Origin of the sequence: Microbacterium indicum DSM 19969, assembly GCF_000422385.1 — a bacterium.
Lineage (GTDB): Bacteria > Actinomycetota > Actinomycetes > Actinomycetales > Microbacteriaceae > Microbacterium > Microbacterium indicum.
The window spans coordinates 456,032-472,091 of the sequence record NZ_AULR01000001.1 but is presented as its reverse complement, the minus strand read 5'-3'; the positions used below and the strand labels follow the sequence as shown (position 1 = coordinate 472,091).

Annotated in this window: 15 protein-coding genes; 3 read left to right on the top strand and 12 right to left on the bottom strand. The window is 72.9% G+C overall.

Annotated elements, in window-relative coordinates; all coding sequences use genetic code 11:
- Position 1: 1 nt before the first annotated feature.
- From H576_RS16850 to H576_RS0102135, 11 genes are all read right to left on the bottom strand, one after another.
- Positions 2 to 1,435 (bottom strand): AMP-binding protein, encoded by a 1,434-nt coding sequence (locus H576_RS16850; RefSeq protein WP_029149555.1) that lies wholly within the window; start codon positions 1,433 to 1,435, stop codon positions 2 to 4.
- Positions 1,432 to 2,538: an MSMEG_0565 family glycosyltransferase gene (locus H576_RS0102180; protein ID WP_029149554.1), complete on the bottom strand. Its 1,107-nt coding sequence runs from the start codon at positions 2,536 to 2,538 to the stop codon at positions 1,432 to 1,434. Before H576_RS0102180 ends, H576_RS16850 begins: the two co-directional genes overlap by 4 nt.
- Positions 2,539 to 2,573: 35 nt before the next feature.
- Positions 2,574 to 3,431: a carbon-nitrogen hydrolase family protein gene (locus H576_RS0102175; RefSeq protein WP_029149553.1), complete on the bottom strand. Its 858-nt coding sequence runs from the start codon at positions 3,429 to 3,431 to the stop codon at positions 2,574 to 2,576.
- 29 nt (positions 3,432 to 3,460) lie between these two features.
- Entirely contained in the window at positions 3,461 to 4,717 is a 1,257-nt protein-coding gene (locus H576_RS0102170) for an MSMEG_0569 family flavin-dependent oxidoreductase (protein WP_084502337.1), read from the bottom strand.
- Positions 4,714 to 5,013 carry an MSMEG_0570 family nitrogen starvation response protein gene (locus H576_RS0102165; protein ID WP_029149551.1) on the bottom strand — a complete coding sequence of 100 codons (300 nt, stop codon included), beginning with the start codon at positions 5,011 to 5,013 and terminating at the stop codon, positions 4,714 to 4,716. Before H576_RS0102165 ends, H576_RS0102170 begins: the two co-directional genes overlap by 4 nt.
- The gene (locus tag H576_RS0102160; RefSeq protein WP_029149550.1) at positions 5,006 to 5,908 is read right to left on the bottom strand and encodes a carbon-nitrogen hydrolase family protein; all 903 of its coding nucleotides are present in this window, start codon (positions 5,906 to 5,908) and stop codon (positions 5,006 to 5,008) included. The genes H576_RS0102165 and H576_RS0102160 overlap by 8 nt, the downstream gene beginning before the upstream one ends.
- A gap of 8 nt (positions 5,909 to 5,916) precedes the next feature.
- Positions 5,917 to 6,444, bottom strand: coding sequence for an MSMEG_0572/Sll0783 family nitrogen starvation response protein (locus H576_RS0102155; protein ID WP_029149549.1), 528 nt, complete (start codon positions 6,442 to 6,444; stop codon positions 5,917 to 5,919).
- A gap of 44 nt (positions 6,445 to 6,488) precedes the next feature.
- Entirely contained in the window at positions 6,489 to 7,901 is a 1,413-nt protein-coding gene (locus tag H576_RS14040; protein WP_051172040.1) for an MSMEG_0567/sll0787 family protein, read from the bottom strand.
- Positions 7,894 to 8,979, bottom strand: coding sequence for an MSMEG_0568 family radical SAM protein (locus tag H576_RS0102145; protein ID WP_029149548.1), 1,086 nt, complete (start codon positions 8,977 to 8,979; stop codon positions 7,894 to 7,896). Before H576_RS0102145 ends, H576_RS14040 begins: the two co-directional genes overlap by 8 nt.
- Positions 8,980 to 9,224: 245 nt before the next feature.
- A complete protein-coding gene (gene aspS, locus H576_RS0102140; protein WP_029149547.1) occupies positions 9,225 to 10,997 on the bottom strand; it encodes an aspartate--tRNA ligase in 1,773 nt (590 codons plus the stop codon).
- Positions 10,998 to 11,052: 55 nt separating this feature from the next.
- The gene (locus H576_RS0102135; RefSeq protein WP_029149546.1) at positions 11,053 to 12,708 is read right to left on the bottom strand and encodes an FUSC family protein; all 1,656 of its coding nucleotides are present in this window, start codon (positions 12,706 to 12,708) and stop codon (positions 11,053 to 11,055) included.
- A gap of 129 nt (positions 12,709 to 12,837) precedes the next feature.
- Between H576_RS0102135 and H576_RS14035 the strand changes: the two genes are divergently transcribed.
- Positions 12,838 to 13,758, top strand: coding sequence for a DUF368 domain-containing protein (locus H576_RS14035; protein ID WP_036318666.1), 921 nt, complete (start codon positions 12,838 to 12,840; stop codon positions 13,756 to 13,758).
- Positions 13,755 to 14,414, top strand: coding sequence for a DedA family protein (locus tag H576_RS14030; protein WP_051172038.1), 660 nt, complete (start codon positions 13,755 to 13,757; stop codon positions 14,412 to 14,414). The genes H576_RS14035 and H576_RS14030 overlap by 4 nt, the downstream gene beginning before the upstream one ends.
- 7 nt (positions 14,415 to 14,421) lie before the next feature.
- Here the strand turns inward: H576_RS14030 and H576_RS0102120 are convergent, their stop codons facing one another.
- Positions 14,422 to 15,045 (bottom strand): histidine phosphatase family protein, encoded by a 624-nt coding sequence (locus H576_RS0102120; RefSeq protein WP_029149545.1) that lies wholly within the window; start codon positions 15,043 to 15,045, stop codon positions 14,422 to 14,424.
- Between the two features lie 16 nt (positions 15,046 to 15,061).
- On the opposite strand from H576_RS0102120, the gene H576_RS0102115 reads away from it, so the two are divergent.
- Positions 15,062 to 15,451, top strand: a complete 390-nt coding sequence (locus tag H576_RS0102115) for a DUF3054 domain-containing protein (protein WP_029149544.1) — start codon at positions 15,062 to 15,064, stop codon at positions 15,449 to 15,451.
- Positions 15,452 to 16,060: the final 609 nt, after the last annotated feature.

Sequence of the window (16,060 nt, the reverse complement as noted above, 5' to 3'; positions counted from 1 at the left end):
CTCAGGGCGCGACGCGCGCGGCGAGGGCCGATCTCCGGATCTTGCCTGCCTCGTCGCGGAGCGGCAGCTCGGCGCGGTGGACGACCGCGGGGGCCCGGTTCCCCAGCCTGCGCACCGCGAACGCGCGGATCTCGTCGGTCGTGACGGCGGGATCCCCGAGCCGCACGACGGCGTGGACCGCCTGCCCGAGGTCGTCGTCGGGGACCCCGAAGGCGGCCGCCTCGACGACGGCGGAATGCGACTCGAGCGCGGCCTCGACGACGGCCGGCGCGATCCTCTCGCCCCCGCGGTCGATGAGATCGTCGGCGCGGTCGTGCACGAAGAGATACCCCTCGGCGTCCAGGCTGCCCAGGTCGGCGAGACTGTCCCACCCGTCCGCGTCGCGCCGTGACCGCGCTCCGACGTACGCGTAGGCGGGCGCGTCGCCGCGGTGCATCCAGATCATCCCGACCCCGCCCGGCGGCAGGTCCGCGCCGCGCTCGTCGCGGATCGCGATGACGGTGCCTCCGATCCCGCGCCCCACGCTTCCCGGGTGCGCGAGCCACTCGGTGCCCGTGATGTGGGTGAGACCGTTCGACTCGCTCCCCGCGTAGACCTCGTCGACGCGGTCGGGGCCGAGCCAGGCGAGGAATGCGCGCTTGAGGTCGGGGGAGCAGGGCGAGCCCATGTGGAGGACGCGCTCGAGGCTCCGCACGCGCGACGGCGCGCGCTCGGGCTCGGGAAGCCGCAGGATCCGCGACATCATCGTCGGCACGAGAAGGCCCCACGTGGCGCTGTGCCGTTCGACGAGAGCGACCCAGCGCGCGGCGTCGAAGCGATCCATGATGACGAGCCTGTGGCCCGTCAGCAGGCCGCGGAAGGCGTAGGTGAACACCGCGGAGTGCCACAGGGGGCCCGCCACCACCTGCGTCGCGACCCGAGGCAGGAACGCGGCGACGGGGAGCGCCGGGTCGAGCAGCGCGGGCGCCGCCGCCCGGACGATCTTGGGCCGGCCCGTGGATCCGGAGGTCGCCGGAGCCTTCCAGCAGCTCGCGGCGACGTCGGGCAGCGGGCCGGCGGCGGGCGCGATCCGGGCGCTCGGGAACCACGGGATCCCCGGCGTCTCGGGGCGGGCGCCGATCGCGGCGGCCGGCGCGCCGATCCGTTCGATCTCGCGTCGCTCCGCGGAGAGGAGGCGGGGGTTCAGGGGCTGGGGCGTCGCGCCGGCGCGCCAGACGGCGGCGCAGGCGATGACGAAGTCGGCGCCGTTGGGGAGCGCGACGACGACGGTGTCGTCGAGACCGATCCCGCGGCGGACGAGGGCGTGCGCGAGCGCGGTCGCCGCGCGGTCGAGCTCGCGCGCCGTGAGGGACCCCCGCTCGTCGACGACGAGGCGTCCGTGCGGATCCGCGCGCGCCCGGTCGGCGATGATCCGCGAGAAGGTGACGCGGGTCACGCGGGCGCCCCGCTTCTCGCGAGGTGGCGCGCGTAGAAGTCCTCGTGCGCGCGGGCGGCCTCGGCCCACGAGCAGGTCTCGGCGAGGCGCCTGCCGGGCGCGGTGTCGCCGGAACCGCCCGCGAGCGCCGACTCGAGCGCCTCCGCGATCCCCGCGGCGTCGGAACCGTAGCGCACGGTGTCGCCGAAGACCTCGCGCAGCACGGGGAGGTCGCGTGCGACGACGGGAATGCCGGCCGCGAGCGCCTCCATCGCCGCGAGCCCGAACCCCTCTCTGGTCGACGGGAAGCCGAGCACGCGCGCCTGGGCGACGAGGGCGGGCAGCGCGTCGTCGTCGACGGGCCCGAGCACGACGGGCTCGACGCCGAGAGCGCGTGCGCGCGCATCGAAGCGCTCGCGGTAGTCGCGGTAGTCGAACAGCGTCTCGCCGCCCCCGATCACGAGGCCGAGCCCCGGACGACGGATCCTCGCGAACGCCTCGAGCAGGTCGATCGTCCCCTTGCGCGGCTCGATGCCGCCGAGCGCGAGCACGTAGTCGCCGAGGCGATCGGCCCAGGCGGAGCGTCCCGCCGCGCCGTCGGGTCCCGCAGCGCGGACGAACCGCGCCGCGTCGACGCCGTTGGGGATGACCTCGGGGCGGTACCCGTACGCGGCGGCGACCTCGTCGGCCACGGCGCGCGAGACGCAGATCCTGGCGCTGGGGGCGTGGATCGCATGCTCGTGGCACTCGACGAGGCGGGGCGTCGTGAAGGCGTCGAGGTGGTGGATCGTGCGGATGCAGGCCGCCCCGGCATCGAGGACGGCGTTCGCCGAGATGCAGTCCTGGGCGTGGACGATGTCGGCGTCGGAGTCGAACGCGGACGCGAGCGCGCGGATCGATCGCTCGATCCGGTCGCCGACGGGCTCGCCTTCGCGCGCCGCGAAAGGGACGACGCGGACCCGCACCCGCGGGTCGACGTCGCGGAAGAAGGCGCGGTCTCCGCCGCGACCGAGGGTCCAGACCTCGACGTCGTGGCCGCGCTCCGCGAGCGCCTCCGAGAGGGCGAGGGTGTGGACGACGCCGCCGCGCGGCTTGGTCGAGTAGGTGAGCTGGGCGATGTGCATGGGGATCCCGGTGTTCCGCCGTCGCCGCTCGGGGCTCAGGCTCGTGTCGTGAGGCGGTACGCGTGCTCCGCGCGCTGGTGGATGTGGTCGAGCGAGCGCCGTGCGCGGGCGACCGACGCGCTCACGTCGGCTTCGGCGACGGCGAGCCCGCCCTTCGCCCACGTCTTGGCGACGATCTCGCCCGCGGGGTCGACGACCTTGGCCTGGCCGAGGAAGCGGAGGCCGCCGAGCACCCCCGTCTGGTTCGACGACACGAGGTACACCTGGTTCTCGGCGGCGCGGGCGCAGTCGTAGAGGTCGAAGAGGTGGGCCTGCCTGTCGTTGCGGATCCGATCGGATCGATCGGTGACGCTCGCGGGCCACGCGCTCAGGCAGGCGATCACCTCGGCTCCGTCGAGAGCGAGCGTGCGCGCCGCCTCGGGGAACGTCTTGTCGAAGTCGATGAGCATGCCGACCCGACCGACGGGCGAGTCGAAGGCGACGAACTCGTCGCCCGCGCGGTAGGCCTCGGACTCGCCGAGGGGGAGGTGCACCTTGCGGTGCGTGCCGATCACGCCGTCGCCCGTCACGCAGACGGCGGTGTTGAAGCGCACGTCCTCGCCGTCGATCACGGCGCGCTCCGACAGCCCGAAGCACACCGTCATGTCGCCCGACATCGCCGCGACGGCGGCGACCTCGGGGCCGTCGATCTCCACCGCGGCGGGGAGGCCGCCCTCCTCGCCTCCCGGATGCCGCAGATCGCCGAGGTAGCCGCCGATCGTCGCATCTGGGAGCACGAGGAGATCCGCCCCTCGTTCGCGGGCCTGGCTGATGATCCCGGGCAGCTTCGCGAGTGTGCGCTCGACGTCGCGCCCGAAGTGCGCGGCGACCGCCGCCATCGTCACCGAACTCATCCGACCAGGTTAGGCACGTTCGCGCGCCGTCAGACCCCGGCGACCGCGGGGTCGCGGTCGCGGATCAGCCCCGCGACGTGCTCGGCGTCGCGGGCGATCGCGTGGAAACGCCCGGATCCCCAGGTGTGCATCCACGGCAGCCCGAGGAAGTGGAATCCGGGGACCGACGTCGCCCCGCGCTCGTGCATCGGCTGGCCCTCGGCGTCGAGGACGTCGAGATCCCCGAGCCAGCGCCAGTCGGCGCGGAAGCCGACCGACCAGACGATGCTGCCGAGCTCTCGGAGGTCGACCGCCGTCGCCTCCCGATCGGGGGCCCAGACCGGTCCGCGCCGCTGCTCGGCGGGCGCCGGGATCCCCTCGCGCTCGATGTAGCGGTCGATGTCGTCCTTGATCGATTCGGCGACGGAGTCGGCGTAGTCGAGGTTCGCCGCGAGCGAGTCGTCGAACACGACGCGCCCGTCTTCGATGCCCCGCGCGCGGCCGTGCAGCGTCATCCCGCGCAGGGCGAAGGCCCGGAGATCGATGTCCCGCCCGCCGTCGCGCCCCGTGACGTAGTGGTTCGTCGACTCGCGCTTCGCGAGCCCGCGCGCGGCGACCGGGACGTCGTAGAGCCCCATCTCCGCCAGCCACGTCATGCAGTCGCGACCGCGATAGAAGCGTGCAACGCGGGGCGCGCGCCCCGCCGCGAGGTGCACGGTGCGGCCGTCGATGAGCAGGTCCTCGGCGATCTGGGTGCCCGACTGCCCGGTTCCGACGACGAGCACGGGCCCGTCCGGCAGATCGCGCGAGCTGCGGTACTCGTGCGAGTGCACCTGCGCGATCCGCTCGGGGATCGCCGCCGCCCATTCGGGGACGACGGGCTCGTGGTATCCGCCCGTCGCCGACGTCACGGTGTCGGCCGTGATCGTCCCCGCCGTGGTCTCGATCGCGAACCCGCCCGCGTCGCGCTGCGCGACGCGGATCACCTCGACCCCTTCCGTGACGGGCGCATCGAAGGTGTCGGCGTACGCGCGGACCCACGCGTGCACCTCGTCGCGGGTCATGAAGCCGTCGGGGTCCGGCCCGTCGTAGGCGTAGCCCGGGAGGCGGCAGTGCCAGTTCGGCGTCACGAGCGTGAACGCGTCCCAGCGCCCGTCGCGCCACTCGTGCGCGATCTCGTCGCGCTCGAGGACTACGTGCGAGACGCCGCGCTCGACGAGGTGACGGCTCAGCGAGAGCCCGGCCTGGCCGCCGCCGACGACGACGGCCTCGAAGTGGTCGCCCGCGGCGATGCGCACGGGGATCACAGCGCCGGCTCCATCGTCAGGACCTCGACGGCGGCGTCCGGGAACGCCTCGCGCGGGTAGCGCGACGCGTTCTCGGCGATCGACTCCTCGGAGTGCATCGCCGAGGTGCAGGCGAAGCCGAACTTCGCGCGCACGCGCTCGCTCGCCTCCGCGAGGGCGCGAGACGTGCGGGCGAGGAAGTCGTCGAGCGGATACGTTCCGCCGACGGCGAGGTGGTCGTGCATCACGAGGCTCGGCGAGTAGTGCGAGCTCTCGGCGCCGTCCGGCCAGCGCACGGAGAAGGTCATCTCAGGCATGGGCGAGCTCCCTCCAGCCGTCGACGTGCGGGGCCGAGGCCTCGGCGACGGCGCCGTACACGTCGGGGCGCCGGTCGCGCAGGTGGAACATCCCCGCGCGCATCGTGCGGAAGGTCTCGTCGACGTCGATCTCGGCGATCGCGAGGCCCGTGCCGAGCAGCGTCGTCGCGATGATGTTGCCTCCCGGATCGACGACCTTCGCGTTGCCGACGTAGCGCAGCGATCCGAAGGTCCCCGACTGGTTCGACGCCATCCAGAACACCTGGTTGTCGAGCGCGCGGGCGATGTCGAACTGGTTGAAGCGATACGTCCACCTGTCGTCCTGCAGGTTCTCGGCCGTCGCGGTGCGCGCCGCGGGCCACGCCGACATGCTGACGACGATCTCGGCGCCGTCGAGCGCGAGCATGCGCGCCGCCTCGGGGAACGCCTTGTCGTAGCAGATCTGCATTCCGACGCGCCCGATCGGGGTGTCGAAGGCCGTGTAGGAGTCGCCCGCCGAGTACGACATGTTCTCGCCGAGCGGCTGGTGGACCTTGCGGTACGAGCCGTAGATGTTCTGCCCGTCGAGGCACACGGCCGCGTTGTAGCGGGTCTCGCCGTCCTCGGCGAGCTCGCAGAACCCGATCGTCAGGACGATGTCGCCCGCGAGCTCCTGGACGCGGGCGATCTCGGGGCCGTCGAGCCGGATGGCGGGCGGAAGCGAGCGTCGCGTCGTCTGGACCGTGTCGCCGTGGTTGCCGAGCGACGAGAGGTAGCCGCCGATCGCCGCCTCGGGGAAGGCGACGAAGGACACGCCCTCGGCGCGCGCCTCGTCCAGCAGCTGGGCGATGAGCGCGTAGTTCTGTTCGAGATCCCGGGTGAAGTTCGCCGAGACCGATGCGACCGTGATGGACATCGGGATCCTCAGAGGTTGTAGGTCGAGTTGATGATGGCGCCCTTGCGCGCGTAGTGGATCAGCGCGTCCTGGACGTCGAGGGGGTGGGCGGGGATGACGCCCTCGATGAGGTCCTCCTCGCGGATCCCATGCAGTGCGAGGCCGAAGCGGCAGCAGTAGACGGTGCCGCCCTCCTTGATGAAGGTCTCGAGCGAGCCATTCATGTTGAGCTCGCCCGGGAAGCCCTCGGCGCCCGTCGTGGGGAAGCCGCGGTTCGCCGAGGCCGCGAGGGTTCCGGGTCCGTAGAGGTAGATCGCCGACTCGAAGCCCTTGCGCAGCGCGCGCGTCGCCTGCAGGATCGCGACGAAGCTCACGGACGACTCGTGGGGGATCCCGTGGATCAGGGTGAAGTAGGTCTCGCCGTCCTCGGCCTGATAGTCCGGGAAGATCTTCGTCGACCCGTAGAGGCTGCTGCCCTTCGGCAGCGAGGGGTGCGGGATCTCGCCGAGCGATGCGGCGATGTTCTCGGCGATCTGGGCGTCGATGTCGTTCGTCATGGCAGTGCCTTTCGTGGGGTCGTGCGGGAGGGATCGGGGGCTCGTCAGCGCGGCGCGATGCCGGTGGCGAGGGGATCGGCGGCGTCGGTCTCGACGCCGTCGGGCCAGCGGAGGCGCACGCCGGGCCGTGCGTCGGCCGTGCCGATGCGCGCCGTGGCGGCGAGAGGGGAGGACATGCGGGAGCGGCCGGGGCGATCGGCGGTCAGCATCCCGAACCCCGGGAAGCAGGTGAGCCAGTCGCCGAACGCGACGCCGTCGGGCGCCGGGATCGCCGCGGGGTCGAGGACGGCGCCCGTTCCGGAGGCCTCGGCCATCATCGCGGCGGTGCCGACGATGCCGGCCATGCTCACGTCCTTCGCCGCGGCGGGCTGCGCGCGGGCTACGAGGGCTCCGAGCTCGCGCAGCTCGGCCGCGGAGCGCGTCGACGTGCTGTCCCACTGGCGGCCCTCGAACCCCGGGCGCCACCTGCCGTGCAGGTCGACCGTCAGCGAGAGGTCGTCGCCGACGCGGGCCCCGCCGCCGGGGACCGGCCGCCGCGCGCGCCCGAGAGCCGTGACCGACAGGGCGGCGCCGACGCCGATCTGGGTGTGCCCGCCGAGGACGGGGACGCCCCACGCGTGAGCCGCGGCGCGCATCCCGCCGACGACCCGCTGCGCGACGTCGAGCGACGGGGCGCCGATCGCGTCGAGGAGCCCGGCAGGGGCGGCTCCCATCGCCGCGAGATCGTTGAGGTTCACGAGCACGGCGCACCAGCCGGCCCACGCGGGGTCGTGCTCGACGATCGCCGGGAGGATCGCGTCGCACGCGGCGACGACGTCGGTCCCGGGCACGGGCGCCCCGTCGTCGCCGAGGAAGCCCGCCCCTCCGAGAGCGTGCGACGCGTCGTCCCGCAGCCCGGCGAGGAGCGCGCCGAGCTCGCTCTTCGTCGCGGCGACGAGATCACGGATCCGCGTGATGGGCCAGCGCATGCGCACGTGCGGCGTGCCGCCGATCTCGACATCGCCCCAGCTGATCCAGCCGAGGCGGCGGAAGAGCACCTCGTTGCGGCTCTGCACCGTGGCCTCGAAGCGCACGACGCCGAGGCGGAGCGCCTCGTCGCACGCCGCGCGGACGAGGGCCGGACCGATGCCGCCTGCATGGCGCGAGTCGAGCCGCACGGCGAGCCGGCTCCCCGTCCACCATCCGATGTCGCGCCCCGCGAGGGCCGGCGACAGGCGGACGCCGCCGAGCACCGTCCCGTCGGCCGCGCGGGCCACGAGGACGACGGTTCGCGCGTCGTCGTCGGCGGCGTCGCGGTCGTCGCCCGCGAACACGCCCTGCTCGGCGACGAACACCTCGCGGCGGAGTGCGCGATAGGCGTCGATCTCGCGGGGGTCCGCCCGGCCGATCGTCCACGCTGGCGCCTCGCGGGCGATCGCGGAGCCCATGAGGGCGGGGATCTCGAGCACGTCAGGCACCCGCCGTCTGCAGGGCGCTGCACGCGCCGCAGGCCGCGCATCCCGCGCGCTGGTCCTCGCCGCGCATGCCGGCGGCCTGGAGCAGCGCCGCGACGCGCGCCGTGACGCCGTTCAGGACCCGGCGATCGGGTGCGGGAACGTGGTCGACGTCGGTCGCGAGCGTGCCCTTGAGCGGGCGGAACGGCACGACGAAGGGGTAGACGCCCATGTCGATGAGCTCGCGGGCGCCCTCGACGAGCTCGTCGGGATCCTCGCCCATTCCGACGAGCAGATACGTCGAGACCTGGTTCCATCCGAAGACGCGCACGGCCTCGCGCCACGCGCCGCGGTACTCGTCCATCGAGACGCGCGACTTGCCGGGCATCCACTTCGCCCGGACGGCGTCGTCCATCGACTCGACGTGGATCCCGATCGAACGGGCGCCTGCCTCGTAGAGGTCGGTGATCGCGCGGAGGTCGGCCGGCGGCTCGCACTGCACCTGGATCTCGATCGAGGGCGCCGCCTCCTTGACGGCGCGGACGCAGCGCGCGAGGTGCTTGGCGCCGCGGTCCCAGCCGTTCGACGTGCCGGTCGTCATGATCATGTTCGTGACGCCGTCGAGGCGGACCGCCGCCTCGGCGACCTCGGCGAGCATCGCGGGCGTCTTGACCGCGATCGTCGAGCCCGCGGCGAGCGACGCCTCGATCGCGCAGAAGCGGCACCGCTCGCTCTCGTCGTAGCGCACGCAGGTCTGGACGACCGTCGTCGCGAGCACGTTGTTCCCGTGCATCTTCGCGATCTTGTCGTAGGCGACGCCGTCAGCCGTCTGCAGGTCGTAGAAGCGCGGGCGGGCGATGGGCGAGACGTCGAGGCCGAGGTCGGCGCCGTCGAGCGTGAGGCGGCCGCGGGGGCTGATGACGTACGGGCTCGCGGGGTTCAGGGGGATGGCGGCGCCCGCGCCGTCGATCACGAAGTGCCCGTCGTCGCTCGGGCCGGCGCCGCCGGTCCGGCGGACGGGGGCGTCGCTGCGCACGCCGAGGAGCGCGAGGCTGACGCGGGTGGAGACGCGGTCCGTGGTGCTCGTCGCTGCTTCTGTCATGCACCCAGTTGACGAGCCGGGTGTTTCGGAATGGTTTCGTTCGGAATGCGAATGCGTTGCCGCGGGAGAAGATCCTGTTTCGCGGAACGATGCGCGGGCGGTCGGCGATGGGGTCATGCGGCGAATCTAGAACGCCCTAAGGTTTAGGGTGCTAACTACGTGTGACCATCATGTTTCGGCCCCGCGGGAACACGAAGAGGGCGGCGGATCCGATGGATCCGCCGCCCTCTTCGTGGGAGACCTGCCTACGCCTCCTCGTCCTCCGGGACGAAGTCGACGCCGGCCTCGGCGCGCTGCTCGGGGGTGATGGGGGCGGGGGCCGCGGTCAGCGGGTCGAAGCCGTTGCCCGTCTTGGGGAACGCGATGACCTCGCGGATCGAGTCGACGCCCGCGAGCAGCGACACGACGCGGTCCCAGCCGAACGCGATGCCGCCGTGCGGCGGGGCGCCGAACTGGAACGCGTCGAGCAGGAAGCCGAACTTCTCCTGCGCCTCGGCCTCGCCGATCCCCATGACGTCGAACACGCGCTCCTGGACGGCGCGCTGGTGGATGCGGATCGAGCCGCCGCCGATCTCGTTGCCGTTGCAGACGATGTCGTACGCGTAGGCGAGCGCCTCGCCCGGATTCTCCTCGAACGAGTCGATCCACTCGGGCTTCGGCGACGTGAACGCGTGGTGCACGGCGGTCCAGGCCGAGTGGCCGAGGTCGACGTCGTCGTCCTCGCCGGTCGGCTTGAAGAGCGGGGCGTCGACGACCCAGACGAACGCCCAGTCGCCCTCGGCGATCTGGCCCGTGCGCTTGGCGATCTCGACGCGGGCGGCGCCGAGCAGGGCGCGCGCCTCCGACGTCTTCCCCGCGGCGAAGAACACCGCATCGCCCGGCTGCGCGCCGGTCGCCTCGCGCAGGCCCTCGCGCTCGGCGTCGGAGAGGTTCTTCGCGACGGGGCCGGCGAGCGTGCCGTCCTCGGCGAACGTGACATAGGCGAGGCCCTTCGCGCCTCGCGACTTCGCCCAATCCTGCCACGCGTCGAACTGGCGACGGGGGAGGGCGGCGCCGCCGGGCATGACGACGGATCCGACGTACTCCTGCTGGAACACGCGGAACGGGGTCTCGGCGAAGTACTCGGCGAGCTCGACGATCTCGTTGCCGAAGCGCAGGTCGGGCTTGTCGGACCCGTAGAGCCGCATCGCGTCGGCGAACGTCATGCGCCGGATGGGCGTCGGGATCTCGACGTCGATGAGCGCCCAGAGGGCCTTGACGATCTCCTCGCCGAGAGCGATGACGTCGTACTGGTCGACGAAGCTCATCTCGATGTCGAGCTGCGTGAACTCGGGCTGGCGGTCGGCGCGGAAGTCCTCGTCGCGGTAGCTGCGGGCGAGCTGGTAGTACTTCTCCATGCCCGCGACCATGAGCAGCTGCTTGAAGAGCTGCGGCGACTGGGGGAGCGCGTACCAGGATCCGGGGTTGAGGCGGGCCGGCACGACGAAGTCGCGGGCGCCCTCCGGCGTCGAGCGGGTCAGCGTGGGCGTCTCGATCTCGACGAACTCGTGGCGGTCGAGCACCGAGCGCGCGGCCTGCGAGGCCTTCGAGCGCAGGCGCAGCGCGGCGGCGGGGGCCGGGCGGCGCAGGTCGAGGTAGCGGTGCTTGAGGCGGGTCTCCTCGCCGATCGTCTCCTGGCCGTCGAGCGCCGTCGACACCTGGAACGGGAGGGGCGCCGACTCGTTGAGCACCTCGACCGCGGTCGCGATGACCTCGACCTCGCCCGTGGGGAGGTTGGCGTTCGCGTTGCCCTCGGGACGGGCCGAGACCTCGCCCGTGACCTTCAGGACGAACTCGCTGCGCAGCGGGTGCGCGGTCTCCTCGTCGCGGATGACGACCTGGGCGATGCCCGACGCATCGCGAAGATCGATGAACGCGACTCCTCCGTGATCGCGGCGACGATCGACCCACCCCGTGAGGGTGACGGTCTGACCGATGTGGCTCGCGCGCAGCGAGCCTGCGGAGTGAGTGCGGAGCACGGAGGATCCTCCTTGAGAGAAAACGGGACCCAGCGATCCTATCCGGCCCGCCTGATCAGGATTCGGGGGATCCGGATGAACGGGGGAGGTCGGCGAGCGCCTGGTGCGCGCGGCGCCGCACCGCGATGATGTGGGCGCGGTCGAGGGTGGGCGACCACCACTCGCCGTCGGCGTCGCGCACCGACGACGCGACGGCGCCGAGCCCCCGGACGAGCTCGCGCCGCGTGCGGAGGATCGTGACGGCGCCCGTCGTGGCGGGCAGCTGCTCGGCGGCGTCGACGGCGGCGTCGAGCCGGTCGACGGCGGCGCGGGCGCGGAGGCGGACGTGGCGGTTGCGGATCAGGAACGAGACCGCGAGCGCGACGACGACGCCGACGACGGTGTCGACGAGGCGCTCGAGGGTCAGCTCGGCGACGGGCGCGCTGCTGCCGAGCTCCGAGATGAGGAGCGCCATCGGCGTCACGAGGAGCTGGCCGACGACGTAGTTGCGCACGATGAACGCCTCGACGGCGGCGCCGAGGACGACGATGAGGAGCGCCGTCACGAGCACGTCGGTGCGCGCGAGCGGGGCGAGCAGCGCGAACGCCCCGACGCCGAGGAGCGCCCCGACGGCGCGGGCGGGCGCCTTCCGCCACGTCAGCTGGAGCGTCGGCTGCAGGATCACGGCGACGGTCGTGATCGCCCAGAACGGGCGATCCGCCCCGAGCGCGAACGAGATCAGGGCGGCCGCGAGGGTCCCGACGAGCGTGCGCCAGAAGAACGGCATCGACGCGGAGCGCGGGTGGAAAGCCGCGAGGATCCGGTGGCGCTCCGCGAACGCGTGCGGCGACGCGCGCTCGATCCGGACGCCGTCGAGCTCGCGGCGCTCGGCCTCGGTCAGGAGCGGCTCGGGCAGATCCCTGTCGCGCTCGATCGCGCGGGCGTCGGCGCGGGCGCGCTCGGGTGATCCGAGCGACGGATCCGACAGCACCCGCTCGGCGCTGATGATGTGCTCCTCGAGCGCCGTGAGCTCGGGCGTGCGCTTCGCCATCTCGGACATCCGCGCGGCGTTCGCGATCGCGATCGCGAGGGCGTCGCGCGCCGCGTGCGACGAGGGGTCCTCGTGCAGCGGGATCGCCGCGAGCACGGCCGTCGCGACGGCACGGCGCTCGGGCCCGTGCGGGCGGCGGAGCGCCGGGGCGTGCAGCACCGCGAGGGCGATGACGGCGCCCGCCGCCACGAGTCCCGTGTGCAGCGGGAGCGTCGCCCACTCCTGCGGCGTGAAGACGAGCGCCGTCACGAGGAAGACGGGGATGACCGACGGCGGGCCGACGCGCGACGCCTCGTGGGCGACCTTGATGACGGTCGCGAGGAGAGAGGCGACGAGGATCCGCCAGAGAGTGCCCGGCACGACGACGGCAACGGCCATCGCGAGGCCGCACCCCAGGGTGAGGAGGATCGCGTAGCCGGTCATCGTGCGGATCCGCTGCCGATAGGGCAGGGCGTGGCCGAAGATCGCGACCATCGTGCCCGGGAGCGTGTACGAGATCCACTCGACGTGGCCCGCGATCGCGAGGCCCGCGAGGGCGACGGCGCCCGTGACGAGGACCGTCAGCGAGCGCACCCACCAGTTGTCGCGCGGCACGCGCGCGCCCCGGAGCGACGGCCAGACGTCGAAGCGCGGGCGGACGCGGGGCAGTGACGAGGTCGGGTGGGGATCGCGGTTCGTCACGCACCCACTCTATCCGCGCGCATGCGTCCGCCCCGGGGCCAGCCGCCGGACGGAGACTCCGGTCATCCCCAGGGACCCGGACGCATCGCGTCGGTAGTGTCGAGGGCGATCCACGACCGGAAGAGGCAGATGACCGACGTCCTCGTGCGCGCCCGCGCCCAGCAGTCCCCGCTCAATCTCGTCCGCGGGTTCCTCATCGGCCTCGCCGAGCTCATGCCCGGCATCTCGGGCGGGACGATCGCCCTCGTGACGGGCGTGTACGAGCGCGCGCTCGACTCGGCGTCCGCGCTCGGAGGGGCCCTCCTCGCCCTCGTGAAGGGGCCCGATCGCCGGGCCGGCTTCGCCGCCAGGATGCGCGAGGTCGAGTGGTGGCTCGTCGTGCCCGCCGTCGTCGGCATGCTGGTCGCGGTGCTCTTCGCCTCCGGCCCCGTGGTCGCGCTCGTCGAGGCGTTCCCCGTCGAGTCGCGCGGGCTGTTCCTCGGACTCGTCGCGGTGAGCATCGCCGTCCCGTACCAGATGGCGCCGAAGCGCCGCGCGGGCGTCCCGATCATCGGCGAGGTCCTCCTCGTGGTGGTCCCGGCGATCATCGCGTTCTGGGCCGTCGGGTTCGCGGGCGGATCCGACCAGGAGGATCCCGCCTGGTGGATCATCGTGATCGCCGCCGCCTTCGCGGTGTGCGCGCTCGTCGTGCCGGGCCTCTCGGGCTCGTTCCTGCTCCTCGCGCTCGGGCTCTATGCGCCGACCCTGAACGCCGTGCACGACCGCGACCTCGGCTACATCGGGACCTTCGCGATCGGCGCCCTCATCGGCCTGACCGTCATCGTCTCGATCCTGCGCGTGCTGCTGCGCCGCGTCCGCCGCGGGACGCTGCTCGTCATGGTCGGTCTCATGATCGGCTCGCTCCGCGCGCTGTGGCCGTGGCAGACCGCGGACGGCGGGCTCGCGGCGCCGACGGATCCGTTCCTCCCGATCCTCCTCGCCGTCGTCGGCGCGGCCGTCGTCATCGGGCTCATGGGCGCCGAGAAGGCCATCGCGCGGAGGGCCTCGTGATCCTCGCCTCCGCCGCCGCGACCGGAACCTCCTGGCTCGCCGCGCTCGTCGACTGGGTCGTGTCGCTCATGGGGATCATCGGCCCCGCGGGCGTCGGGATCGCGATCGCGCTCGAGAACATCTTCCCGCCGATCCCGAGCGAGGCCGTCCTCCCCGCGGCGGGTCTCGCGGCGCACGAGGGCCAGTTCGACGTGTGGGTCGCGATCGCGTTCGCGACGGCGGGCTCGGTCGTCGGTGCTCTGGCGCTCTACTGGATCGGCGCCCTCGTCGGGATCGAGCGCCTGCGCTGGCTGTTCGCCCGGATCCCGCTGCTCAAGGCCGACGACATCGACAGGACCGTCGCCTGGTTCGAGCGGCGCGGCGGGCTCGCGGTGTTCTTCGGGCGGTTCATCCCGATCTTCCGCAGCCTGATCTCGATCCCCGCGGGCGTCGTGCGCATGCCGCTGTGGCGCTTCCTGCTCTACACCGCGATCGGGAGCCTCATCTGGAACACGGTCTTCGTGCTGATCGGGTGGTACCTCGGATCCGCGTGGCACGTGATCCTGCCATACATGGACATCGCGCAGAACGTCGTGATCGTCGTGGTCGCGCTCGCCGTCGCGGTGTTCCTGTTCGTGCGGATCCGCGCCGTCCTGCGGGAGCGCCGCGCGCGCTGAGCGGGTCTCAGACCGCGCCGAGGTCGATTCCGGTCGCGGCGGGCTCGGCGTAGCCGACCTCGAAGAAGCCCTCGGGGCCGCGCTCGAAGCTCGTCACGCTCGAGAGGGCGCAGCGGCGGCTGCGGGGCGAGTGCGGAAGCCGCTCGCCCGCGATCGCGAGGTGCGCGATCCAGATCGGCGACTGATGGGCGACGATGACGACGTCTCCGCCGTCGGCCGCATCCCACGCGTCGGCCATCGCGGCGAGGACGCGGGCGGCGATCTCGGCGTACGGTTCGCCCCAGCTCGGCGTGCGCGGGTTGCGCAGCAGCGGCCAGTTGAGGGGGTTGAGGACGGCCTTCTTCATGCGCTTGCCGGCGAAGAGGTTCCAGGGCTCGATGACGCGTTCGTCGTCGACGGGATCCAGGCCGAAGATCTCGGCGAACGGCTCGGACGACTCGCGCGTGCGGAGGAGCGGCGAGCGGACGAGGCTCGTCACGGGGCGGTCGAGCGCGCGGACGTGCTCGGCGGCCGACCGCGCCATCGCGCGACCCGCCTCGCTGAGGTGGTACCCGGGGATCCGCTCGTAGAGCAGGTGCCGGGGGTTGTCGACCTCGCCGTGGCGGACGAGGTGGAGTCGCTCAGCAGGCATGGGCCAAGCTTAGGTCGTGCGCCGTTCTTCCTGGATCCTCGCCCTCGTGACCGACCTCGTCCTGGTCGTGCTCTTCTCCGCCATCGGCATGCGCACGCACGAGGGAGGCTTCACGATCGCGGGCCTGCTCGGCGTCGCGTGGCCGTTCGCGGCGGGCGCGGTGATCGGATGGCTCGTCGCGCGCGCCTGGCGCCGGCCTGCGGGCATGTGGCCGGCGGGCGTGCTCGTGTGGCTCTTCGCCGTCGTCGCGGGGCTGATCCTGCGGGTCGCGACGGGCGGCGGCTTCGCGATCTCCTTCGGCATCGTGACCCTGCTGGTGCTGGGGCTGTTCCTCATCGGATGGCGCGCCCTCGTCGGCATCTACGCGTCGCTCTTCGGCGAGAACTCGCGCCTCCGGCGCCGCTGAGCGCGCGGCCGGCCGCGGGTGCGACCTCCTTCGCGCGGGGATCTGCCCCCCCCGCGCGGCCGTTTCCTCGCCATATGGCCGCGTGAGCGGCGTGTGGCCGTCGGGCGGGTCGCTTCGCGCGGCCAATCGCGAGGGCGAGAAGATCCTTCGCTGAAGTCTCTGGCCGGGGTGACCAGTCCTGCTGCTGCTGATGAGGGGCGCCCGCGCGAGGGCCGTCCTTCGCGCGGGGATGTGCCCCCGCGCGGCCGTTTCCTCGCCATATGGCCGCGTGAGCGGCGTGTGGCCGTCGGGCGGAGCCCTTCGCGCGGCCACTCGCGAGGGTGAGAGGATCCCTCACTGAAGTCTCTGGCTGGGGTGACCAGTCCTGCTGATGAGGCGTGCCCGCGCGAGGGCCGTCCTTCGCGCGGGGATGTGCCCCCGCGCGGCCGTTTCCTCGCCATATGGCCGCGTGAGCGGCGTGTGGCCGTCGGGCGGAGCCCTTCGCGCGGCCACTCGCGAGGGTGAGAGGATCCCTCACTGAAGTCTCTGGCTGGGGTGACCAGTCCTGCTGATGAGGCGTGCCCGCGCGAGGGCCGTCCTTCGCGCGGGGATCTGCCCCCCGCGCGGCCG